Source organism: Geopsychrobacter electrodiphilus DSM 16401, assembly GCF_000384395.1.
GTDB classification, from domain to species: Bacteria; Desulfobacterota; Desulfuromonadia; order Desulfuromonadales; family Geopsychrobacteraceae; genus Geopsychrobacter; species Geopsychrobacter electrodiphilus.
The window spans coordinates 217,829-241,684 of the sequence record NZ_ARWE01000001.1 but is presented as its reverse complement, the minus strand read 5'-3'; the positions used below and the strand labels follow the sequence as shown (position 1 = coordinate 241,684).

Annotated in this window: 20 protein-coding genes; 14 read left to right on the top strand and 6 right to left on the bottom strand. The window is 53.8% G+C overall.

Going from position 1 to position 23,856, the window contains the following annotated elements:
* Positions 1 to 114: 114 nt before the first annotated feature.
* Positions 115 to 1,860, bottom strand: coding sequence for an aminotransferase class I/II-fold pyridoxal phosphate-dependent enzyme (locus D888_RS20325; RefSeq protein ID WP_020674687.1), 1,746 nt, complete (start codon positions 1,858 to 1,860; stop codon positions 115 to 117).
* Between the two features lie 588 nt (positions 1,861 to 2,448).
* A complete protein-coding gene (locus D888_RS20320) occupies positions 2,449 to 4,923 on the bottom strand; it encodes a two-component system response regulator (RefSeq protein ID WP_020674686.1) in 2,475 nt (824 codons plus the stop codon).
* A 647-nt stretch (positions 4,924 to 5,570) separates the two neighbouring features.
* Between D888_RS20320 and D888_RS0101145 the strand changes: the two genes are divergently transcribed.
* The 6 genes from D888_RS0101145 (at position 5,571) to D888_RS0101115 (ending at position 13,430) form a co-directional block, all read left to right on the top strand.
* Positions 5,571 to 6,566, top strand: coding sequence for an IS30 family transposase (locus tag D888_RS0101145; RefSeq protein ID WP_020674685.1), 996 nt, complete (start codon positions 5,571 to 5,573; stop codon positions 6,564 to 6,566).
* Positions 6,567 to 6,847: 281 nt separating this feature from the next.
* Complete coding sequence (locus D888_RS0101140; protein ID WP_020674684.1) at positions 6,848 to 7,624, top strand: FadR/GntR family transcriptional regulator; 777 nt, start codon at positions 6,848 to 6,850, stop codon at positions 7,622 to 7,624.
* A gap of 31 nt (positions 7,625 to 7,655) precedes the next feature.
* Complete coding sequence (betA, locus tag D888_RS0101135; RefSeq protein ID WP_033423301.1) at positions 7,656 to 9,311, top strand: choline dehydrogenase; 1,656 nt, start codon at positions 7,656 to 7,658, stop codon at positions 9,309 to 9,311.
* The gene (gene betB, locus D888_RS0101130) at positions 9,308 to 10,789 is read left to right on the top strand and encodes a betaine-aldehyde dehydrogenase (RefSeq protein ID WP_020674682.1); all 1,482 of its coding nucleotides are present in this window, start codon (positions 9,308 to 9,310) and stop codon (positions 10,787 to 10,789) included. Before betA ends, betB begins: the two co-directional genes overlap by 4 nt.
* Before the next feature lie 60 nt (positions 10,790 to 10,849).
* Positions 10,850 to 11,803, top strand: a complete 954-nt coding sequence (locus D888_RS0101125; RefSeq protein WP_020674681.1) for an ABC transporter substrate-binding protein — start codon at positions 10,850 to 10,852, stop codon at positions 11,801 to 11,803.
* A gap of 286 nt (positions 11,804 to 12,089) precedes the next feature.
* Entirely contained in the window at positions 12,090 to 13,430 is a 1,341-nt protein-coding gene (locus tag D888_RS0101115) for an alginate export family protein (RefSeq protein WP_020674679.1), read from the top strand.
* A 252-nt stretch (positions 13,431 to 13,682) separates the two neighbouring features.
* Here the strand turns inward: D888_RS0101115 and D888_RS22770 are convergent, their stop codons facing one another.
* The 4 genes from D888_RS22770 to D888_RS0101095 all read right to left on the bottom strand — a co-directional run bounded on the left by D888_RS22770 (position 13,683) and on the right by D888_RS0101095 (position 17,342).
* Positions 13,683 to 15,737, bottom strand: a complete 2,055-nt coding sequence (locus D888_RS22770) for a diguanylate cyclase (RefSeq protein WP_020674678.1) — start codon at positions 15,735 to 15,737, stop codon at positions 13,683 to 13,685.
* Complete coding sequence (locus tag D888_RS0101105; protein ID WP_020674677.1) at positions 15,734 to 15,943, bottom strand: hypothetical protein; 210 nt, start codon at positions 15,941 to 15,943, stop codon at positions 15,734 to 15,736. Before D888_RS0101105 ends, D888_RS22770 begins: the two co-directional genes overlap by 4 nt.
* Positions 15,944 to 16,066: 123 nt before the next feature.
* The gene (locus tag D888_RS0101100) at positions 16,067 to 16,459 is read right to left on the bottom strand and encodes a pyridoxamine 5'-phosphate oxidase family protein (RefSeq protein ID WP_020674676.1); all 393 of its coding nucleotides are present in this window, start codon (positions 16,457 to 16,459) and stop codon (positions 16,067 to 16,069) included.
* Between the two features lies 1 nt (position 16,460).
* Positions 16,461 to 17,342: a MerR family transcriptional regulator gene (locus tag D888_RS0101095; RefSeq protein ID WP_020674675.1), complete on the bottom strand. Its 882-nt coding sequence runs from the start codon at positions 17,340 to 17,342 to the stop codon at positions 16,461 to 16,463.
* An 80-nt stretch (positions 17,343 to 17,422) separates the two neighbouring features.
* Between D888_RS0101095 and D888_RS0101090 the strand changes: the two genes are divergently transcribed.
* From D888_RS0101090 to D888_RS0101055, 8 genes are all read left to right on the top strand, one after another.
* A complete protein-coding gene (locus D888_RS0101090; RefSeq protein WP_020674674.1) occupies positions 17,423 to 17,875 on the top strand; it encodes an SRPBCC family protein in 453 nt (150 codons plus the stop codon).
* Positions 17,872 to 18,285, top strand: coding sequence for a DUF2177 family protein (locus D888_RS0101085; RefSeq protein ID WP_020674673.1), 414 nt, complete (start codon positions 17,872 to 17,874; stop codon positions 18,283 to 18,285). Before D888_RS0101090 ends, D888_RS0101085 begins: the two co-directional genes overlap by 4 nt.
* A 13-nt stretch (positions 18,286 to 18,298) precedes the next feature.
* The gene (locus D888_RS0101080; RefSeq protein ID WP_020674672.1) at positions 18,299 to 19,081 is read left to right on the top strand and encodes a DUF1295 domain-containing protein; all 783 of its coding nucleotides are present in this window, start codon (positions 18,299 to 18,301) and stop codon (positions 19,079 to 19,081) included.
* Positions 19,078 to 20,361 (top strand): NAD(P)/FAD-dependent oxidoreductase, encoded by a 1,284-nt coding sequence (locus tag D888_RS0101075; protein WP_020674671.1) that lies wholly within the window; start codon positions 19,078 to 19,080, stop codon positions 20,359 to 20,361. The genes D888_RS0101080 and D888_RS0101075 overlap by 4 nt, the downstream gene beginning before the upstream one ends.
* Positions 20,358 to 22,373 carry a DUF1365 family protein gene (locus D888_RS0101070; protein WP_020674670.1) on the top strand — a complete coding sequence of 672 codons (2,016 nt, stop codon included), beginning with the start codon at positions 20,358 to 20,360 and terminating at the stop codon, positions 22,371 to 22,373. Before D888_RS0101075 ends, D888_RS0101070 begins: the two co-directional genes overlap by 4 nt.
* Entirely contained in the window at positions 22,354 to 22,935 is a 582-nt protein-coding gene (locus D888_RS20310) for a DUF2878 domain-containing protein (protein WP_020674669.1), read from the top strand. Before D888_RS0101070 ends, D888_RS20310 begins: the two co-directional genes overlap by 20 nt.
* The gene (locus D888_RS0101060; RefSeq protein ID WP_020674668.1) at positions 22,920 to 23,510 is read left to right on the top strand and encodes a chalcone isomerase family protein; all 591 of its coding nucleotides are present in this window, start codon (positions 22,920 to 22,922) and stop codon (positions 23,508 to 23,510) included. Before D888_RS20310 ends, D888_RS0101060 begins: the two co-directional genes overlap by 16 nt.
* An 80-nt stretch (positions 23,511 to 23,590) precedes the next feature.
* Complete coding sequence (locus D888_RS0101055; RefSeq protein WP_020674667.1) at positions 23,591 to 23,827, top strand: MoaD/ThiS family protein; 237 nt, start codon at positions 23,591 to 23,593, stop codon at positions 23,825 to 23,827.
* Positions 23,828 to 23,856 lie beyond the last annotated feature (29 nt).

The window sequence follows — 23,856 nt, the reverse complement described above, 5'->3', positions numbered from 1 at the left end:
AGAGAGTGAACCCCCATGATCCACATTCACCAACCATCCGACTGCCGTCAACTCAACCACTTCCCCGAACCACAGTGAAAAGTCCACGGCTGCTTCAGCGTCATGGGGCTTCGTCTAACTTGAGACGTGACTGCCTTTCATCTGCTGCGCCCGATCGAGACATTCCAGCGCTTTCTTCATCAACGCGCCGGTGGTGGTGGTACCGCGTGAGTCGACCAGGCCGATACTGACGGTCACCTTCTCCCCGGCACAGATAGCGGACCAGTCATTCTGCTGAACCCTGTCGATCAGCCGTTCACAGAGCACTTTCATGTCGGAGACCTCTGCTTTAAAAAACATTAGGGCAAAGGCTTCCTCGTCATAGCGACTTGCTATATCACTGGACCTCATTGAAGCGTTGATTATGCCACCCACGGCGTTCAATATTTTATCTCCAGTCCCTGCTGGATGACTGGTAAAGATCTGCCTGAAATTATCGACGGCGACGATCGCAATTGAAAGTGGCTGTTCTTGTCGCACCGCCAGATTGAATGCTTTCTCCAGCTTTTCGTCGAAAAAGGCGCGGTTGTAAAGTCCCGTTACCGAATCTTCCTGACCGCCAATAACCTGATGTCGTTTACAGACAGTCTCCAGCGCTTCGACCGTGGCGTGGATGTGTTCTCTGGTATGGGCCGCGTTGAGAATGAGGCGGATTCTCCCCTCGTCCACTTTGACGGCGGGAAAACAGATGGGCGTCGAATAGACCCCTTGCTGGTAAAGATCCCGAGCAACCATTTGCAGCTTTCTATGATCTTCAATAAAGATTGGGATAATGGGACTTTGGCTTTCCCCGAGATTGAAACCCTTTTCGAGTAAAAGGCCCCGCATATAACTGTTCATAGCGTGAAGTTCGCTGATCATTTCGGGCCGCTGCTCGATCTCATCGAGACAGGCGAGAATGACGGAGGCGTCTGCGGGCGGGATACATGCCTGAAAAACATAGGGATCAGACCATTTCAGCAGGGAGCAATACTCCTTTTTAGCGGCAACGAACCCTCCGATTGCTGCCGTCGACTTGGAGAGGGTGGCCATAATAAAGTCAACATCCTGGCTGACCCCCTGGTCATGGCAGTAACCCTGGCCCTTGTCACCATAGATGCCAAAAGTATGGGCCTCATCGACATAAAGGTAGAAGCCAAATTCCTTTTTGAGGGACACCAGTTCTTTAAGTGGCGCCAAATCGCCACTCATCGAGTAGGCCGCCTCGACCAGGACAAAGATATTCTGGTAGGAATTGCGGTACCTCTTAAGTTTAAGGGCCAAATCCTGCACGTTATTGTGCTTAAACGAGATCCATTTTGCTTCGGATAGCTTGAGGCCGTTGATGATTGATGAGTGGCTCTCACGATCGAAAATAATCAGGTCTTCCTTCCCGGTCAGGTATGAGATAGCAGCAGTATTGGCAGTGAACCCGGTCGGATAAAGCAGAGCCTTCTCCTTGCCAACTAAACCTGCCAGCCTCGACTCAAGTTCTTTATGCAAAGAGCTCATGCCGCAGGAAGCCGCTGAGGTTCCGCAGCCGGTCCCGTAGGTTAGCAAGGTGTCCCGCGCCCGCGCTATTACGTTCGCATTTCGGTTGAGACTCAGGTAATGGTTTACACACCAGAGGATGCACTCTTTTTTGTTCCCTGAATTTTCCGTGACGACATTGCCAAAATTCGAGGCACCAAACTCAAGGAAACGGTCATATTCATAACCGCTGCCACTGTTTGCATGATCGATGTAGGCCTGAATGCGAGAGGCGCGTTCGTCGATGTCAGTGATATTGCTTTTTTTGATAGAAACCAACACCTCACCCATAGAAAAAAAACGATTCTCCATACCTCAGCCTCCGCTGCTAATTAGGGTTAAAGAAAAGGGCATTATTTCATTTAAGTACGGTATGCCGGGTGCTGCGCCAGAGAGTTCAACTGCGCGCAGCATTGCCACAGAGACACGTTCTTATCGGCAGGTAATGAGCAATTATTTAGCCATAGCGGAATTGACAATATCGTTGAACTTCATCGTGCTGGATTGGCTGAACATGTCAATGGGTCAGAGGGGCAATGATGGCGCAGACGTATTCTCAGAAGATGAAGCCCCAAGACCTGACCGCCGCAAACATTTGAACTGCCGATGTCGCTACGCACCACGATAAAGGTTTTCTTCGAGACGCTCAAGAGTCAAATTCTTGAGTAAATTCTATGTGATACCTTTCAGGGCGGTTCTCTTTTGATGGTAGATCAGACGTGTTGTGGCACTATCATTTCAAGACATAGGTCCGCAAGAAATCAAAAACATGGCATCTATCACCCAAAAATAATAATGGAGTTCAAATAGTTTTTAAAATCTAAGTTAAATGGAACAGCTGTTCAAGAGTGTTCGCAGAAAACCAACACGGGAGTTCAGCTCTGCCGCAAGGGTAGCGACTTATGGATGGGGCGCTGCCTGCCGCTGCTGGAAAAAACATTCGATTCCGCTGGCGGGCAGCGGCATTCCAGCGACATAACCCTGGACTTCCTGACAGCCCCGATCCCGCACAAAATTACGCTGGTCGTCGGTTTCGACACCCTCGGCGATAATCTGCATTTTCAGACTCAGGGCCATGGCAATTATGGCTTCTACAATGGCGGCATCTCCGGCATCGACGAAGATATTTTTGACGAAGGAATAGTCGATCTTCAGGGTGTCGACCGGAAAGCGCTTGAGGTAGCTGAGGGATGAATATCCAGTTCCGAAATCATCCAACGCGATCCGAATCCCCATGGATCTGAACTGCTGCAGAGTCTCGGCAACTTCCAAGGTATCCTGCATCAAAGCACTCTCGGTGATTTCGAGTTCCAGGGCATCGGCCGGCAACCGGTTCTCGGCCAGGACACGGCTGACCATCGAGAGCAGATTGGGGTCGCGAAACTGATTGGCCGAAAGATTGACCGCCACGCGGATCGGTGCGAAGCCGCGGTCCCGCCATTCGCGGTTCTGGGCGCAGGCCATACGTAAAACCTGCTCGCCGAGAGCCACGATCAGACCGGTCTCTTCGGCCAGGGGGATGAACTCGAGTGGCGGCACCAGGCCCCGCTCAGGATGTTGCCAGCGGACCAGGGCTTCAAGCCCGGTGAGTTCTGTGGTCTGGCTGTCGAACTTTGCCTGATAATGGAGCAGAAACTCTTGGCGTTCCAGGGCGCGGCGTAAATCGGTCTTCAATTTCAGACGCGCCTGAGCCTGACTGTTCATCTCTTTACTGAAGAATTGATAGTTATTCTTGCCCTGGGCCTTGGCGAATTGCATGGCATTTTCGGCGGTTCTGATCAGGTCTTCGGAGTTATCGGCATCCGCGGGGAAGAGCGCCAAGCCGATACTGCAGGTCAAGAAGAATTCGCTGTTGTTGACCTCGAACGGCTGATTCAAGGCATCCAGAATCCGTTGCGCGACCAGGGCGGCGCTTTCGTTACAGTTGAGTTCGCGCAGGATAACCGAGAATTCGTCGGTTCCAAGCCGGGCGACCGAATCGATCTTCCGCACCCCACTGACCAGTCGTCTGGCGAACATCTGCAAGACCAGATCTCCGGCCTGATAGCCCAAGGTGTCGTTAATCTCTTTGAAATTGTCGAGATCGAGAAACAGCACGCCTGACACCCCGCTGTTGCGCCGCGAGTGGACCAGGGCCTGTTCCACCCGGTCGTAAAACAGCACCCGGTTGGGCAGATCGGTGAGGGGATCGAACTGGGTGAGATACTGCAGGCGCTGCTCGGTTTCACGCAGTTTGGAGATATCGGTGGCGACGGCCACATAGTGAGTGATAACCCCCTGTTCATTGGTCACATTGCTGATGGCAACCAGCGTCGGGAAGGATTCACCATCCTTGCGCCGATTCCACAACTCTCCCTGCCAGCGCCCGAATTGGGTAAGGGATTCCCATAGTCTGCGAAAAAAATGTTCATCCTGATTGGTCGATGGATAACTCCGGATGCTGCTGCCGACGAGTTCGGCACGCTCGAACCCGGTCAGACTGCAACAGGCGGGGTTGACGTCGATAATGATTAAATCGGCGTCGGTGATCAGGATCATTTCGCTGCTGTGGTCGAAAACTTTTCCTGACAGCAGCAGCTTCTCTTCGGCCTGTTTGCGTTCGGTAATATCCTGGATGGTCGCGGTGAGGATGCTGCCGCGGCCTTGAGCGCTGTCCCCGGTCTCAAGATGCGAATTGGCATAGTACAAGGTGCCGCAGGGGTAAAGCAGACGATGATCCAGATCGCTGGGGTTTCCGGTATCAAGGGTTTGCTGCAAAGCGGTGCGGAAGGCGGAGCGGTCTTCGGGGTGAACCCTGCTCAACAGGGTTTCAAGGTTGAGAGATGCTGCCGGGGTGCTCTGCGTCAGTCCGAAAACCCGTTTCGCTTCGAGAGAGCAGAGCAGCTGGCCCTTTTGCGCGTCCCACTCCCAATGGCCGAGGCGGGCGATCCGTTGGGCAACAACCAGACGTTCCTGCTGCTGGCGGAGTTCTTCGAACAACTGACTGGAACGCAACACATAGCGCAAATGGTGATGTAGCAGGGTCTGATTGACCGGTTTAGGTAGATAATCTGTCGCCCCTGCGGCGTAGGCCCGGTTGACGGTAGTTTCGTCCTCGAGGGAGGTGACCATCAGGACCGGCAGGTGTTTCCCCTCTGCCATCCCGCGCAAGGCGACACAGGTTTCAAAACCGTCCATGCCGGGCATGACGATGTCGAGAAGAACGGCGTCAATCCCCCCCGCAGCGACCAGGCCAAGAGCCTGGGTGCCGCTTTCCGCGTCGGTTACCGCGTAACCACTGTCCTCCAGCATATCGCGCAGGGTAACCCGCATGAACAGCTCGTCGTCCACGACCAGAATCCTGGCAAGCGATATCGGCTGATCCAGATTATGCATAGGGCCTTAAACCAATCATCCAGAAGAATAAGTCATCGACAACTTCGGCACCAGCCGTATGAGGGAGACAACTTATTAGAACGAAAGGGGTTTATCCTTGATCCTGAATAAACCAAAAAAGACGCCCCGGCTCCACGACCGAAAACGCCTTATCTATAAATAGCAGATTTTCCCCGCCATTGTGCGCCCCTCTATCACTGAAAAATCCTCAAGCCCACAATTTAGCACAGCCATAAACGATCATCAATGAAATCCCTTTAAAAGACCAGGTATTTTAGTGCGATAGAGAGGCTCGCCGCCAATCCGGCCCGGGACAGTTCGTCGAATGATGCAAATGACGGGGGTGGCCTTTCAGGTATAAGGGAATCGGAAAAAGCAGGTCACTGACCCCACGAGCCACACCACCAGCATAGAAAGTTTACCAAAACAAAGGGTTCCCCGCCATCTACAGAATTCGATGTTAAACCCTGTTCCCCTTACCGATAATGTTCGGCATATCCAGAACATGCACCCCTTACTCACTTAGATACCCGGTAGATTCTATTCGTAAGTGCACCACCCGTAACACGGGCTAAAAAGCAGGACATGATGGGGTTTCTGGTAATGTTGGAAGTGCGAGCAACCAATACACCAGAAAGGAATCCATCATGCCCTACACACATCTTACTCCAAGAGATCGGTATGTCATCAGCCATTTAAAGGTGGCGAAGTTCAGTTTGCGAGAGATTGCTCGTCGCCTGGGACGACACCACACGACCATCAGTCGTGAACTCAAGCGTAATGGTCCAACCTACCCAGGCGGAGTTTACTGGTACTACTTTATCGAGCGACAAGTTGAAATAAATCGGCATAGAGCGCGAAGTTACCGGCGTCAGAGTCATCCCCCACTGGTTCAGTACATCGATACCAAACTCAGGGAAGACTGGCCGCCAGAAGTCATCGCTCAACGCCTGCGTTCAGAGTTCCCTCATGACGAACGCATGCGGATCAGTCATGAAACCATTTACCGCTGGGTGTTTCTCGACGCCGAGCAGGGTGGCAACCTGCATCGCCATTTGCGAAGACGGCATAAGTGCCGCAGACGGCAGAAACGCTACGGTGCCGGTCGCAGATTCATCCCCGGCAGGGTCGGCATTGAAACGCGGCCTGAGGTTGTTGCCGAACGAGGTCGCTATGGTGACTGGGAAGCAGATCTGGTCCTTGGCCGACGAGGTTCAGGCGCTATTGCCACCCATATTGAACGCAAAAGCCGCTATCTCATGGCGTCTTTATTGCCGGACCGAAAAGCCGAGACCTTCAATGCATCAGCGATTCCGGCTTATCAGTCACTGCCGCAAGGGATTTGCCATACGCTGACCCTGGACAACGGTAAAGAGTTCTCACGATTCAAAGACCTGGAAGCCGGGACTGGCCTCAAGGTTTTCTTTGCCGACGCCTATTCCGCCTGGCAGCGTGGAGCGAATGAAAACATCAATGGCTTGCTGCGCTTCTACTTCCCAAAAGGGATGAACTTTAAGCGCGTATCAGAAAAAGCGTTGGCCAAAGTGATACAGAAGATCAACAACCGCCCGAGAAAGTGCCTTGGCTACCGGACACCCCAAGAAGTTCTTGATGAGGCTTCAGATGGTGCACTTGCAATATGAATCTACCCCCCCTGCGATGCACACCTCTCTGACCTACCGCTGAATTGAACTAAGCTGGCAACCCGGCCCCTATCCGATTTTTTCAGCCATAAAAGTTGACGCAAGCACCAGCAACGTGTAGATTGGTCCTACCATTAAACGGTCGGAGACAACTTACCCTTCCAGTTTTGTAGTTAATATCCCAATTTTTTGAAATATTTTGCCCATTATATCAATCCTCCTCGCAAAAAACCTTCAGGATTGGCAAATAGGTACTACCAATAAAGAAAGGTCCACTAGGTATGGATTTAGATTTCCTGTTTACACCGGCCAGGATCGGTCGCGCCGGCGAGGATGTGGCGCTACAGATAGAAGCTGCAATTATGGATGAAAAAATTAAGCCAGGGGAGGGCCTGCCCAGTGAGCGGGAACTCCAGATGCAGTTCAAAACCGGTCGTGGGGTGATCAGGGAGGCGATGCGCGCGCTGAAGCAAAAAGGCCTGATCGAAATCCGTAAAGGGGCCAGGGGTGGCGCCTATGTCAAGCAGATCGACGTCAGCAATGTGAGCGAATCCCTGGCCCTGTTTCTTAAGCAACAGCATATCGGCCTGGCCCATATCGCAGAATTTCGAGAGAGCATCGATCGCACTATCACCACCCTGGCGATCGCGCGTGCCGACGACACCGAGAAGCAACAGCTGGTGACAGAGGTCGAAAAGCTGCAGGAATGCCTTCAGCAAGCAGAGCCGGATATGGAAGCATTGGGGGATATGGACCGCGAACTGAATATCCGTCTGGCAAAAATGACCAAGAACCCGATCTTCGAGTGGATCATGCGGGCTCTGCAGCTCGGTTTCAGCTCGCAGGATTACGCCCTGTATGAAGATCCGGGCTACCGACAGAAAACCGTCGCGAACTGGGACGAAACGGCCCGTCATATTGCAGACAATGAACCGCTACGAGCACAAGCTTCGGTCGGTGCTCACTACGAAATGCTGCAGCGTTGCGCAGCGGAAGTAGAGGATGCGCAGCGTCCCGCAAACCTGGCGGACGACAAACCGACACCAAATGCAGACTAATATTTCCAAAAAGGGATAGGACATTATGACCATGAAAAAGCAGATGTACGATTTTATCATTATCGGTGGCGGATCAGCCGGCAGCGTGCTGGCCAACCGCCTGAGCGCAAATCCGCAGCACAAAGTACTGGTCCTGGAGGCCGGCAAACCCGACTTCAAGTGGGATTTCCGCATCCACATGCCGGCGGCCCTGACCTACCTGCTGACCGACAAGACCTACAACTGGCTCTACGAATCGGCCCCCGAGCCGCAGATGCACGATCGCCGCATCGCCCAGCCGCGCGGCAAGGTTCTCGGCGGATCGAGCAGTATCAACGGCATGATCTACATCCGCGGCAACGCCATGGATTACGAAAAATGGGGGAGCAACAAGGGGCTGGAAAACTGGGATTATGCCCACTGCCTCCCCTACTTCAAAAAGTCTGAAACCCGGCTGAAGGGGGCAGACAAATACCACGGTTCCAATGGTCCGCTCTATCTGACGACGGCGGAGTGCGACAACCCGCTGTTTGACGCCTTCTTCAAGGCCACCGAGGAAGCCGGACATCCTCAGACTGAAGACGTCAATGGTTATCAGCAGGAGGGTTTCGGTCGCTTTGACCAGAACATCTACCGGGCGCGTCGCTACAGCTCCGCCCGGGCTTATCTCCATCCGATCAAGAACCGCTCGAACCTCCGCGTCCAGTGCCGGGCTATGGCTACGCGGATCCTCTTCGAGGGGAAAAAAGCGATCGGCGTCGAATACAGCCGGGGGAGCAAGACTTATCAGGTCTACGGGAATGAAATCATCTCCTGCGGCGGGGCGATCAATTCCCCGCAGCTACTTCAGCTCTCCGGTATCGGCAACGGCGAACATTTGAAGGGTCTCGGCATTGATGTGGTCCACGACCTCCCCGGAGTCGGCGAGAACCTGCAGGATCACCTGGAGCTGTATGTTCAGTATGCCTGCACCAAGCCGGTCAGCATGTACCCGGCCCTCAAGTGGTACAACCAGCCGAAGATCGGCTTTGATTGGCTGTTCCGCCGCAAGGGCGCAGCAGCTACCAACCATTTTGAAGCCGGAGGCTTTATCCGCGGCAACAAAGAGGTCGCCTATCCCAATCTGCAATTCCATTTTTTGCCGATCGCCATCCGCTATGACGGCTCGGCGCCCGCCCAGGGGCATGGCTTTCAGTTGCACGTCGGACCGATGAATACCGATGTGCGTGGTCACGTCAAGATCACATCGAAACAGGCGAGCGATTATCCGGAGATCTTCTTCAACTACCTCTCCACCGACCAGGAACGGCGCGAATGGGTGGAAGCGATCAAGTGTTCGCGCGACATCATTGCCCAGGCGGCCTTCAATGATCTGCGCGGCAAGGAGCTGTCGCCCGGGAAAGAGGCGCAGACCGACGAAGAGATTCTCGACTTCGTCGCCCGCGAAGGAGAAAGCGCCTATCATCCGAGCTGCACCTGCAAGATGGGCTATGACGAAATGGCCGTGGTCGATGCCGACCTCAGGGTTCACGGCGTGGAGAATCTGCGGGTAGTCGACGCTTCGATCTTTCCGGCGATCACCAATGGCAACATTTACGCCCCGGTGATGATGGTGGCCGAAAAAGCCGCCGACCTGATTCTCGGCAATTATCCGGATACTCCGTCACCGGCCGGTTTTTATAAGCATGACGATGGGGTGAAAAAATGAGTGAAACCACGCAGAAGATGTACATCGGTGGTCACTGGGTCCCTGCAGCAACCGGGCAAACCAGAGAGATAATCAACCCCTTCAATCAACAAGTGATCGCGAGCGTCGCAGAAGGTGATCGCGAAGAGGCCAGGGCCGCGATTGCGGCGGCGCGTCAGTGCTTCGATAGCGGTATCTGGTCGGAACAGTCCGGCGCTGCCCGGGGCGCACTCCTCTACCGTTTGGCCGAACTGATCGAGCGCGAGCGCGAATCGCTGGCCGTGCTTGAGAGCCTCGACACCGGCAAGACCGTCGAGGAGAGCCGTTGGGATATGGACGATATCGCCGGGATCTTCCGTTATTATGCGGGACTCGCCGACAAGGACGCCGGTGAAGTCATCGATTCGCCGATCGCCGACTCAAGCAGCCGGGTGATACGCGAACCGGTTGGAGTCTGTGGCCAGATCTCGCCCTGGAACTACCCCCTGCTGCAGGCCTCGTGGAAGCTGGCGCCGGCTCTGGCGGCGGGCTGTACTGTCGTCATAAAACCGAGCGAAATTACTCCACTTACGACCATCAGGGTCACGGAGCTGGCGATCGAGGCCGGCTTCCCCTCAGGGGTTATCAATACCGTCCTCGGACCCGGCGTCAGCGTCGGCGCCGAGCTTGCTGAAAGTCCGGATGTCGACCTGATCTCTTTTACCGGCAGCCTGCAGACCGGCAAAGCGATCATGCGCGCGGCGAGCGGCAATGTGAAGAAGATCGCCCTGGAGCTGGGGGGCAAAAATCCCAACATCATCTTTGCCGACGCCGATCTCGACGTCGCCGTCGACTATGCCCTTAACGGCGTGTTTTTCCATGCCGGACAGATCTGCTCCGCCGGAACACGGCTGCTGGTTGAAGCATCAATCCACGACAACTTCGTTGCCCGGCTCAAGGCACGGATGGAAAAAATTCGTCTCGGTGACGGCTTTGCCGAGGGCACCCAGATGGGGCCGCTGATTTCAGCTGAACACCGCGCCAAGGTCGAGAACTACGTCAAAATTGCCCAGGAAGAAGGGGCCAAACTCGAGCTCGGCGGCAAGCGTCCGGACGACCCAGAGCTGCAGGCCGGTTTCTTTTACCTGCCGACCCTCTTCACCGCCTGTACCAACGACATGCGCATCGTCCAGGAAGAGGTGTTCGGACCGGTGATCAGCATCGAGACCTTCAGCGACGAAACTGAGGCAATGAATCGGGCCAACAGCAGCATCTACGGACTGGCCGCCGGTTTCTGGACCCGCAACCCGGACCGGATTCACCGTCTGAGCAAAGGGCTGCGCTTCGGTACAGTGTGGGTCAACGACTTCAACGTCTACTTTACCCAGGCCCCCTGGGGTGGCTACAAGCAATCCGGCCTGGGCCGCGAACTCGGCCGTAGCGGTCTTGAGGAATACACCGAAGTCAAACATATTTTCCAAAACCATAGCCCCAAACCGATTAACTGGTTCGGCATTTAATTACTGGAAAAGGAGCGGACTTGCCGACTCCATCCAGATTGACTAAAAAAGGGAAAAGATATGTTCTATCGAACTCAGCGCAGAATTATTATTGCCATCATGCTCCTCGCGGCGTCCTTGCTTTTCAGCGGCACCGCGCTGGCCTCGAATCAGGTGCGTTTCGCCAACGTCAGCTGGACCGGCGTCACCATCAAGACCGAATTGGGGGTCAGCATTCTCAACAGCCTCGGCTATGATGCCTCCAAGGTCACCCTCTCGGTGCCGATCGCCTATAATGCCCTCGCCATGGGTGACGCGGACATCTTCCTCGGCAACTGGATGCCTTCCATGGAGACGATAGCCGAAAAATTCTTCAAACAGGGCACAGTTATCCAGTACGTGGCAAATATGCCGGGGGCAAAATACACCCTGGCGGCCCCTGCCTACGTGGTTGATGGCGGTCTGAAGGATTTTTCTGATATTGCCAAGTACGCCGACCAGCTTGACCACAAGATTTATGGTATTGAGCGGGGGAATGACGGCAATCAGATCATTCAAGCCATGATCGACAACGACAAGTTCGGACTCGGCAACTTCAAACTGATCGAAACCAGCGAACCGATCATGCTCTCCGAGGTCAAGAACCTTGTACGAGAGAAAACCTGGGTGGTGTTTCTTGGTTGGTCACCCCACTACATGAACCAGATTATTGACATGAAGTATTTGACCGGCAGCACAGCAGAGACCTTCGGCGCAAACGACGGCACGGCTACGGTCTTCACCAATATTCGCAAAGGGTTCGCTGAAGAACAGCCGAACCTCGGCCGGTTTCTCAAAAATTTCACCTTCCCGATCGGGATGATGAACGAAATTTCGCAAATGCTGCAGGACAACAAGCAGCTGAAACACGGCGAGGCCGGACTGATCTGGCTCAAGAAGCACCCGGAAATCTATCGCGGCTGGCTCGAAGGGGTAACAACCATCGATGGCCAGGCAGCACTGCCGGTCTTTGAAGCCTATCTCAAGCAGACCTGAACCGGACGAGAAGGGGGCCCTCAGCCGCTAAGCTGACGGGCTCCCAACCAGGCTCAGAGCGGTAATCGAGTCGGGTGAGGTGAGCAACAAGCTCACCCCATCCCTCTCACCCTCTCCCAGAACCCTGCCTAGGGGCCACGTACCCGAAGCATTCTTTAAGACACCTCGCTTAATCATTTCAAAAAAGCGGTTGTAGCCAATAGACCGGTATATTTCGAGGGCATGGTCCAATCCAGTGCCCATTTTTAACCTCATTGAGAGGTAGATCAGTAAGAGGAGATAATTCATGCAAAAGAGAAGAATAGGGCAATTTTTCGTTTTTGGTTTTCTGGCGGTTTTGTTGGTATTTACTCCTGCCATGGCAAAAGCGGAATCTACCTTGTTTGATAAGGGCGGCTTCAAGGCCAACTTTTCGCTGGAGATGGGCGCAGCTGTAATCGCCATTCAGAACGCCCATTTTGACAACGTAAATTATGCTGACAAGGATAAGGACAGGGGATATTCTGACGGGTTCATCAAGCCGATTCTGAATCTCACCTACGACACGGCTGAGATTGGCCGCTTTTACAGTGGACTCAGCTACGTCGCCACCGGCAGCTACGGTAACGACGGACAGTGGGAAATGTGGAAGGGCAATACTGAGAAGATCAAATCCGAGCAGGCATACATCGGGTGGAAATCCGGCAAGCTCTTCTCTCTCGGGGAAGACCTGCTTGATATTTCCTTGGGTGAGCAGGAATTTCAGATCGGCGACGGCTTCCTGATTTATGATGGCGAGTTCGACGGCCGGTACGGCGCATACTGGACCGCGCCCCACAAGTCATTTGACAATACGGCGATTGTTCGCATTAACACAAAACCGGTTCGCGCCGACCTCTTCTACCTCAAATCCGACGCTGATTACAATGATACCGAACTCTACGGTATCAATGTTGAACACATCAACGACACTCTGGGCACCATCGGTGCGACCTGGATGACTGTCACCGACTCCAATGAAGATGGCCTGGGCTACTATGAAAACCGCAAAGGGATGGATGTCTACAGCATCCGCGGCCAAGGCACGCCCTTTGCCTCCATGGGCATCGAAGACCTCTTTCTTGCTTCCGAGTATGTCAAAGAGATCGGGGGCGATCGGGTAGAAAAGGACGCCACCGGGTGGTATGCCGAAGCTGGCTACACAGTTAGCGCTCTTCCCTGGAGCCCGACATTATCATACAAGTACGCTTTCTTCAGCGGCGACAAAGCTGGCACCTCTGATGATGAAAGTTTTGATCCCCTGTTCTATGGCTTTTCCCGAGGCTGGGGTACCCACTTCATGGGCGAAATCGTCGGCGAGTACCAGCTGTTCAACTCCAACCAGAAGACCCAGATGCTCAAGCTGAACCTGCAGCCGACCGAGAGCCTTTCCGTCGGAGGCATCTACTACGACTTCAACCTGGACCAAGCGGCCGGGTTTGGCAACGACTTTGCGACCGAGGTTAACCTCTATGCTGACTACGCCGTCAATGACAACCTCTGGCTTACCGCCGTCTTCGCCCAGGCAACGCCCGATGAAGCCTGGAGTGCAGGGGGCAATCTTGAAGACACCAAGCTCTTTGAAATTGCAGCCTTCCTGTACTTCTAACGGTTTCTTGAAAGGCTGTAATCACGTCCTGATCACTTTGTGCTGCCTGACTGTTGAAAGGCAAAGCGCGCAGGGACTCTCTTGATTTTAAAAAGCTTTTGAGAGAGGGGTTGAGATGGTGCGAGAGGGTTTCGCCGAATATCATTGAACCATATTTTAAACCGCCCCATCGGTTGTGCCGATGGAGCGGTTTTTGGTCTGGAGATAACAATCAGGAGTAAAAACGTGCCCCTTTAATACACATAAATGAATTTAACTCGGGGGTGGCATGACCTCACAACGATTGCGGCCCTTCATTTTGGCCTGGTACATCCCCTGGTCGGCGAGGGACACCAGCTGGGAACCATCATTCAGGACATGATCTGCGGCGGTTGCGATCCCCAGGCTTATCGTGACAAAGTCGGAAACATCTGATCTGGCATGGGCCAGCGCCAGTTTAGACACCGCCTTGCTGATGCGCGCGGCCAAAGCTAACGCACCCTGAAGACTGGTATCGGCAAGAATGACGACGAATTCCTCGCCGCCATAGCGCGCAATGAAATCTGACTCACGCTCAACCACCGCCTTAAGGGTTTGCGCAATCTGACGCAGGCAGTCGTCCCCGGCAGGGTGTCCATAATGATCGTTATATTTTTTAAAATGGTCCACATCAAGCATGATCAGGGACAGCTGCGAACCTGATCGTTGGTGCCTTGAAAATTCGGCCCGCAAGGCATTGTCAAAAAACCGCCGATTGGGCAGACCGGTCAGACTGTCCGTCAGCGAATTCCGTTGAGCAAGATCCCTCTCGAGCTCAAGCTGTTGAACCAGCAGTTGAATTTGTTGCTCTGTTTGTTTGCGACTCGTTATATCCCGGATAATAAGAACCATCCGATAGGGATTTCCCTGTCGATCGCGAATCAGGGCATTTTTGACCTCGATATCGAAGCAGCGGCCATCCTTGCGAATGGCGCGATATTCATTGGGACCGGTATGATTGTCCTGCAATAATTTCACGATATTGGCGCGCGCCCGGGCATGATCTTCAGGATGAATAAAATCCATAATCAACATGCCGACCCCTTCCTCTGGAGAGTACCCAAACATTTCGGGTGCGGCATCAGAGAACATAATGATGCGCCCGGCAAGATCGGCAATCGTAATATCATCGGGTGAGGCCATCAGGATGCTCTTATAAATCTCTTCGCTTGCCTGAAGTTCTTGGGTTTTTGCGATCAGAGCTTTTTCTGCTAACTGACCGATTTCCCGCGCCATAATCCCGATTTCATTGTTCGGATAGACATATGCCGCAACGCCCTCCACCTCTCCGGCAATAGTCGCCTTGATTTTTCTGCCCAACTCAACCAGTGGCTGGGACAAACGTCTACTCAGCAGCACGCCCTGCACAAACCCCAGCAACACAGCCATGACACCGATCAAACCGACGAGCAACAACATTTTGGTGATAATCGGACGCAGGATTTCGCTCTTGTCAACCAGGGTCACGACCGTCCAACCGGTTGAGGCGACACGGTTGTAGTGAGCGAGATGGGTTACATTGTTCACCTGGTAGGTAAAGTCACCCTGATTGGCCGACCGAATGGATTCAGCCATTTTCTGCAGCGACTTGCCCATCAGGGCCGGATCTGGATGTATGACCATATTTCCGGAGCGATCCATGACAAAACTGTATTCGGTTTTATACTCTTCGGGCTGCGCAATAAGCTGAGAAATCTGCTCAAAAGAACAATCGATAGAGACCACCCCACCGTATTCCCCAGCGGAATTTTTAAGCGCCCGACTGGTCGAAACCAACCACTCTTGCGTACTAATATCCCGGTAGGGCAGGCCGATTGAAGTCTCAGGCTTAATGGCCATTGCCGCCTGGTACCAGGGTCTGGAGGTCGGATCAAACCCTGCAGGCAGAGTATAGTCGTTGATCAGCATCAACCCGTTTTTATACCCCGAATAGAGGTAAGTAATATGGCTGTTGGCGTTGGAAAAAGAGCGGTACTCATCCCTGATACGTTGGCGCGCCTCGTTGCCGAGACTCATCGCATCCCGGACTTCCTTGTTCTCGTCCAGCACCTTGATCGTATTGATGATTTCAGTGAAATAGGCTTTAAGGGAGAAAGTGACGGCGCGGTTGGTGCGGTTTATGACCGCTTGTGCCTTGGAGATTTCAGAATAATACAGAATAGTTGAGAGAAAAACGCTGAAAACAGCAACCACAATCAAAGCCAGCAGTGCGCTGCTTTGAAAGATCTCTCGTTTGACACTGGACCTGGGAGATGAGGGATAGTTCCTGGAAAAAATTCCCTTTTTCATGGAGAGCATTGATCTGCAGACATATTGATTTTGCTGAAGAAAAACCCGGGACCCGTTCCAACCCTGATCCAGGCGGAAATATTCCACGTCAATTCTACTAACAGATCCTGCAGAAAGGTCACAGCCAGGCGTGTGCCGCCGACATGCAGCTTCTGACCAACCAGACCAATGATCAACCGTCGGTATGCACTCACCATTGCAGCCATACTTTCCCCATTCTCAGGCAGAAAACTATACGAGAATTAATTAGTTTTGTAAAATGTTTTTAAAAATAGCCCTTACCTCATCAGGAGAAAAATACGAAAGCAAGAGGTCAAATCTGCTGTCGGCTAATGATCTGTTTCATCATTGCCGATCAGGGGGCGAATGTTCTCCACCTCGAAGTAAACCAGAAACTTGGGCCCCTTGGCCTGGTCCTCCTCAGGGGAGAGGCAACGCCGGGTTAACTCTTTGATCAGGGCCGGATCAGTATCTTCGGAGTGTTTCTTCAAGTAGAGCCGCAGCCCCCGATAACCGGGGGTATTTTCGACAAAGAGATAGACGGCGTACGGATTCTCCTGCAGATTTTTATGCGTCAGGCGCTCGCGCATAATCATCGCCAGACGGCCATCTTCCATGATGTGGGGGCGTGCATAGATCGCCGCATCTACGCGGCCTTCATTATCGGCCGTCGAGAGCACGCCGATTCCTTTCTGTTCACTGAAATAATTTTTTAAATTCATTTTATTGCTCCTTTATGATCCGGACGCCGAATTCCTTCTGGCACAGCGCCGGAATCTGTTTGAGGTCAGTGCAGATACGGACCCCCGCCAGGTAGGGTGCATGATCAAGCGCCTGGCCACCTGCGACTAGCTTGATCTGCGGGTCAAGAATGTTGCGCAGGCTGACCAGGTCTTTTTTCGCCTGGGTTGCCGGAAAGTGAGGGCTGAAAGAGAGAGCAACCGCATCGACCTGAAGTTGCTCGGCAAGTTGTGCAATTTCGGAAATGGGGAGATCGTCACTGATCAGCTGACAGCCGATTCCCTGCTGATGAAAAATTGCCGCCGCCATAAGCAAGCCAAGTCGATGCCGCTCTCCGTTGAGAGTTGAACACAGAATGCTGGCAGTTGCATCTGCTGGCGGTTTTTTTATTTCATTTTTGATGATGTCTTCTAGTAGATCCGAGATGAAATGTTCGCGCGCAATACTGATACTGCCATCGGTCCAGCCCAGGCCAAGTAACAGAACCAAGGGTACGACAGTCTCGTGAATAAAGTCACTCAAGCCATGAGTTGAGAGCAGCAGGCGCAGTTGCGGACCGATCTCAACCACCGGCATCTGCGCGGCCAGATATTTCAAGCTTGCCGATTTCGGAGCCTGTTCTTCGACCAGCTTCTCCACCAGCTTACGTCGTTGATTCGGATTAAGTGCGAAAATAACACCTGGCCGTTGGCCAAGATCCTGAAGTTTTTTGACGATCCTCAGCTCTTCAACCTCATTTTGGGAATAACTGCGGTGGCCACGCCGGTCGCGCTGGGGGGCCGGAAAGCCATAGCGACGTTCCCAGATCCTCAGGGTATCAACCCCGATCCCGACCTCACTGCTGAGCTGTTGAATATTTTTCATTTTTTGTCCTAGACAAAATGGTAACCTTGTGAGTAATATAAATAAAAACGAAGGTTCTTGCAACTAAAAAAGGAATATTTATGTACCAACTTGAACGAGAGATGATTCTCAACGCACCCGCCCAGGAGGTCTGGGATTTCCTGGCGAACCCTGTCAACCTCAACGAGCTGACACCCCCCGATCTTCATTTTGAGATTCTCTCCAGGCTTCCGGAGCGGATGTTCAACGGGTTGACGATTCATTACGCCATCGGCATTCCACTCTTCGGCCGGCACCTCTGGCTGACCGAGATCAAACATATTAAAGAGGGACACAGCTTTGTTGATGAACAACGGTGCGGCCCCTACCGCTTCTGGTACCACTACCACGCGGTTGAGTCTATGACTGACGACCGAACGAGAATGATTGACCGCGTGACCTACCAGCTGCCTTTCGGGCTATTGGGCCGCCTGGTTCATTCGGTTCAGGTCAAAAAGATGCTGGCCGGCATCTTTGATTACCGCAGCCAAAAACTGACGGAGATCTTCTCATGACAATTCACTTTTACCTGAAACTTTACCTGCTGACGATACCGCTCTTTTTCGCCATCGACCTGCTCTGGCTGGGAGTGGTGGCGAAGAACTTCTACCAGAACAATCTTTCCCACTTACTTAGCCCAGCGGTCAACTGGTCGGCAGCACTGCTGTTCTATTTCATGTATATCGCCGGGATTATCCTGTTCGCGGTTAAGCCAGGACTGGACGCCGAGTCGCTAGGTAAAGCGGCAATCTGGGGCGCACTGTTCGGGTTCTTCACCTACGCCACCTACGATCTGACCAACCTGGCGACCCTGCGTGACTGGCCAATCAAGGTGGTTGTTGTCGATATTGTCTGGGGCACATTGCTCTGCACCTTGGTCGCCACGGGAAGTTATCAGATCGGCCGTTGGCTGACCCCCGGCTGAAGGAAGTGAAAGAATGAACTCGTTTCTGCTCGCCATTATCGTCCTGTTAATTTTTATGAGCCTGATGTTCGCCCTAGCCATGAAACTGAAGGATAACAGCATCGTCGATATCGCTTACGGCCTGGCTTTTGTCCTGGTCGGCTGGTGCCTTTATATCGCCGCGGACAGCGGACATGTGCGGCAGGATCTGGTGCTGGCCCTGATGACGATCTGGGGTCTGAGGTTGGCGGCCCATATTTCCCTGCGCAAGCTTGGCGAAGAAGGGGAAGATTTCCGTTACCGTCAGTGGCGCGAAGCCTGGGGCAAAACCTTCATCTGGCGCAGTTTCCTGCAAATTTTCATGCTGCAGGGGGCGGTGGTCTTTCTGGTCGCTCTGCCGGTGCTGCTGGTCATCAACCAGCCTGGCGGCGAACTGACCTGGGTCGATCTGCTCGGCTCCCTGATCTGGTTCATTGGTTTCACTTTTGAAGCGGTTGGCGACTGGCAATTACTGCGTTTCAAGGCGGCCCCGGGCAACCGCGGACAAATTATCCAGACCGGACTCTGGCGTTACACCCGCCATCCGAACTATTTCGGCGAGGCGGCCCTCTGGTGGGGGATATTTCTGATCTCACTTGGCTCTCCGCATGGTGTTATCGGCGTCATCAGCCCGATGTTGATCGGCTTCCTGCTTCTGAAAGTTTCGGGAATTCCGATGCTCGAAGCGAAGTATGCACGAAACCCGGAGTTCGAAAATTATAAAGAACGCACCAGCGGTTTTTTCCCTTGGTTGCCCAAAGAGCGGAGGGGTGGATGACTTCTACATCATCGACAACAAAACAGCGGGTCGCAGTCATCGGTGGCGGTGTCGCCGGAATCGTTTCTGCCTATCTTTTACAGGATCGTTATCAAGTCAGCCTGTTCGAGCAGAACCACTACCTGGGCGGCCACACCAACACCATCGAAATCAGCTCTGGACCTGATGCCGGCCTGGCAGTTGATACCGGCTTTATCGTGCTGAACGAAGCCACTTATCCGCTGTTTCAAAAATTTCTGGCGCGACTCGGTGTCGAAACCCGTAATTCAGAAATGTCCTTCGGCTTTCAGTGCCTGCAGAGCGGGCTGGTTTACGCTGGGAACGACCTGAACGGCCTGTTTGCCCAACGCCGCAATCTGGCCAGCCCCGAATTTTACCGTTTCCTGTTGGAAATCAGTCGCTTCAACAGCAACGCACGTAAGGAACTTACTACCGATGCTGTGCCTGCAGTGACCCTTGGTGAATATCTGCAGCATAAGAAATATTCATCTTTTATGGTCAATAATTACCTTCTGCCCATGGCGGCAGCGATCTGGTCGACCCCGGCACTACGGGCCGCTGACTTTCCAGCCGAGGCCTTTCTGCGTTTTTTCAAGAACCATGGCCTTTTGTCAGTGCGCAACCGGCCGCAATGGAAGACGGTGGTTGGCGGCAGCTTTGCCTACGTGAAAGCTTTCCGGCAGGAGTTCAATGGTGATATTCAATTGAACGCTGGCGTGGAAAAGGTCTTTCGCGAAGCTGATGGCGTGCGACTGCAGTTTGCCGATGGTCACAGCGAGCAGTTCGAGCGGGTGGTCATCGCCTGCCATGCCGATCAGGCCCTGCGCCTGCTGGGCGATCCAAGCGCTGACGAAAAACGCCTGCTCTCCCCCTGGAGCTATCAGCTCAACCGCACCGTACTGCACACCGATTCGTCTTTGTTGCCCAAGCGTAAATCGGCCTGGGCGGCCTGGAACTTTACCCGCACCTCCCAGGATTCTGCGACTCAGCCTGTTTATGTCAGCTACTACATGAACCTGCTACAGGGTTTTAAAGCTAAACAGGACTACTGCGTGACCCTCAACCTACAGCAACAGTTCCGACCAGAAACGGTGATCGCCGAGTTCGACTATATGCACCCGCAATACAGTTTCGACTCACTTGCGACGCAGCCGGAACTTCCGCAGCTTAACGGCCAGCGCGACAGTTGGTTCTGCGGCAGTTATTTCGGCTATGGGTTCCATGAAGATGCTGTTCGCTCTGCGGTTGCAGTCGGGACCGCACTGGGAGGGAAATTATGAAATCCGTGATCTACCAGGGTGAGGTCAGTCACGCGCGCCTGGCTCCGCTGCAACACAGCTTTCGCTACCCGGCCTATTTTTACGCGTTTGATCTGGATGAGCTGCCACTCCTTGCGCGCCAGAACCCGCTGTTCGGCTACAACCAACTGCGGCCGGTAGCGATTTACGACCGTGACTACCTGCAGCCCGGAGCTGAGCCGATCCGCGTAAAGTTGGCCAAAGTTTTACAGGACGCGGCAATCAACATCGAACCGGCCCGCGTGGTGCTGGTCACCGCCGCACGTTATTTCAACTACGTCTTTAATCCGATCAGTTTTTTCTACTGCTACTCTGCAACCGACGAACTGCTCTGCGTGCTGACCCAGGTCAGAAATACTTTTGGTGAGATGCATCTCTATCTCCTCAGCAAACCTGAGTCTGGAGCGAAGGCTGATCGGCTGCAATATACGACGGCAAAACAGTTTCACGTTTCCCCCTTCTTTAAGCGTCAGGGAGAGTATCAGTTCCAGCTGACTGGGCCGGACCACGACCTCGACAACCAGATCAACTATTTTCTGGAAGGTGAGCTGATGCTGGTGGCCAGGTTGCAGGGCCAATCCCGGCCCTTCACCACCCACAACCTGCTGGGCATCATATTGAAATTCCCGCTCGGCGCCAGCCTCACCATGCCCCGCATCCTCTGGCAGGCGGCAAAACTCTATTGGCAAAGGAGGCTTCCCGTGTATGACAAGCCCGTTCCGAATCAGACCATGACCGTGCGTGCCGTGCCACCGACCCTGCTCGACCGGCTCGGCATGTTGCTCTGCTTCAAATTTCTCTCGCGTCTGCCTGAAGGCGAACTGCAGGTCACAATTCCCGATGGCCGCAGCTATGTTTTCGGCCAACCAGGGAGCGCACCTGCCATGAAAATGGAGATCCGCGAGAATCGTTTTTTCCGGCGCGCCATGTTTTCAGGGGATATCGGCTTTGGCGAAGCCTACACCGATGGCGACTGGACGGCGGATGATCTGCCCGGCCTGCTGAGACTGCTGGCGGCCAACGAAGCAGCGCTGGATGATCGGCGGATTTTCACTGCGAAGATCGGCCGCGGACTTAACTATCTGCGCCATCTGCTGCGCGCCAATACCCTCAAAGGCAGCTCACGCAATATTCGCGAACACTACGACCTGAGTAACGATTTTTTCGCAACTTTCCTCGATAAGAGCATGACCTATTCTGCCGCAATCTTTCCCTCAAAGGAGACCAGCCTGGCAAAAGCTCAGCGCAACAAAATAGCAACGATCATCGCCAAAGCCGGGATCACCAGCGAGGATCATGTGCTGGAGATCGGCTGCGGTTGGGGGAGCTTCGCCATTGAGGCGGTGCGCCAGACTGGCTGCCGACTGACCGGGATCACCCTGTCGCATGAACAGCTGGCCCTGGCCCGCGAGCGGGTTAAGGCTGCCGGCCTGGAAGGGAGTATTGATCTGCAGCTCTGCGACTATCGCCAGGTTAAGGGAGAGTATTCCAAGATCGTGTCCATCGAGATGCTCGAAGCGGTTGGCCATGCCGGGCTCAAACCTTTCTTCGCCACCTGTGAGCGTCTGTTACAACCGGGCGGCAAGGCCGTGATTCAGGTCATCACCATCCCTGACCGCAAATATACCGCCTATCGCTACAGCTCCGACTGGATCCGCAAACACATCTTCCCGGGTGGACACCTCCCCTCGGTCGGTGTGCTGGCCAAAGAGATGGCCGCCGGATCGCGCCTTATTTTTGGTCAGCTGGAGCATTTCGGTCTCGATTATGCGCGCACCCTGGAGTGTTGGCGCGAGACGCTGCTGGCCAGGCGGCGCGAGATTGTGCGGCTTGGTTATAACGATAACTTTCTGCGCAAGTGGGATTACTATTTTTCCTATTGCATGGCCGGTTTTGAAGCCAGGATCATCGATCTGGCCCAGCTGGTGGTAGAGAAACCGGCAAACGCAAAAGAGGTTCAGGATGATGTCAGCGATGAAGAGCAAGCTGCTTAATATTCTTCTTTACCAGCTCGGCTGGTTCTGCTGCGTACTTGGCGCGGCCTGGGACTACCCCTTGAGTGGCGCCCTGGCGGCGCTGCTGTTGCTGCTTGTCCACCTGTTGCTGACCGATTCACGGAGCGCCGAGCTAAAGTTGATCCTTATCACCTGCCTGCTCGGCATCCTGGTCGACAGTCTGCAGCAGAGGTTCGGAGTTTTGACCTTCAGGACCGACCCGAACTGGGGGTTGTGGCTGCCGCTCTGGGTGTTCGTTATCTGGGCCCAGTTCGCCAGCCTGTTGCGTTTCTCGCTCAACTGGCTGTCCGGGCGTTATCTGCTGGGGGCCAGCCTCGGGCTGCTCGGCGGGCCGCTGGCCTACTTGGGTGGAGTCAGAATCGGAGCGGCTGAGTTTGGTGGTAATCTGATCTTCAGCCTTAGCTCTCTGGCGCTTGTCTGGGGGGTGATGATTCCGCTGTTATTCTGGTTGCGCACCAGAATCGCTGCGCCTGAAGGTCAGTATCGCGGCCTGGGAACCCTCTGCAAGACAGGAGAACTTCCGCTATGCGAAAAAGAGTGAAATCTTCCCTGATCTGCCCTCTGCTTGCCGTCCTGTTTGTGTTGGGTACAAGCCTGCAGGCCGCTGAAATAAAAGGTGTCGGGTTTGAAGATCACATACTGGTGGAAGGGACCCCGCTCAGAATTCAGGGCGTCGCGCTGATGAAATGGGCCGGTTTTATTAATGTCTATGCCGGGGCCTTGTATCTGCCTGAGAACCACAGCTCAGAGGACTGGAACACTGACATTAGCAAAAGTCTGGAGCTTTCTTACTTCCATGGCATCAAGGCCGCAGATTTCGCGTCCGCTTCGGACAAGCTGTTGAAAAAAGTTCTTAACGACGCAGAGTATGCCAGCCTGTCGGCACGGTTAAAGACCTTTTATGCCCTGTTTCGTGATGTCGAGCCGGGTGATCGCTACCGTCTAATCTACCTGCCGGGCCGTGGGACTGAGCTGCACCTGAATGATGAGCTGCTCGGCACTGCCCCCGGAGCCGACTTCGCCGGCGCTTATTTCGGGATCTGGCTGGGGGAGAAACCGATCAGCAAGGGCTTCAGGGATCACTTGTTAGCAGGAGGCACTGAAAATGGTCTGTGAGATAGGGAGGGAAGAGAGTCAGTGAGGGATCCAGGTTCCCGGCGCTGGCAATCAATTAACCTGTGAAAGGAGTTTCAGCCATGAAAGTCTCGTTAAAATGCTTCGCTCAATTGGTCAAAAGGGATGTCTGTGATTACCGCGACAGTACCGCCCATGAGCTGCCCACCGGAGCCAGTGTCAACAACCTGATTGACAAGCTCGGATTTCAGGGTAAAGAGATTAAACTGGTCTATGTGAACAACGTCATTGTTCCGCAGACAACCCGGCTCCATGAAGGTGACCGGGTTGCTTTTGCCCCAGCGACGGGTGGTATGTAACGGATTGTTGTAATTAATCGGAACTCTCT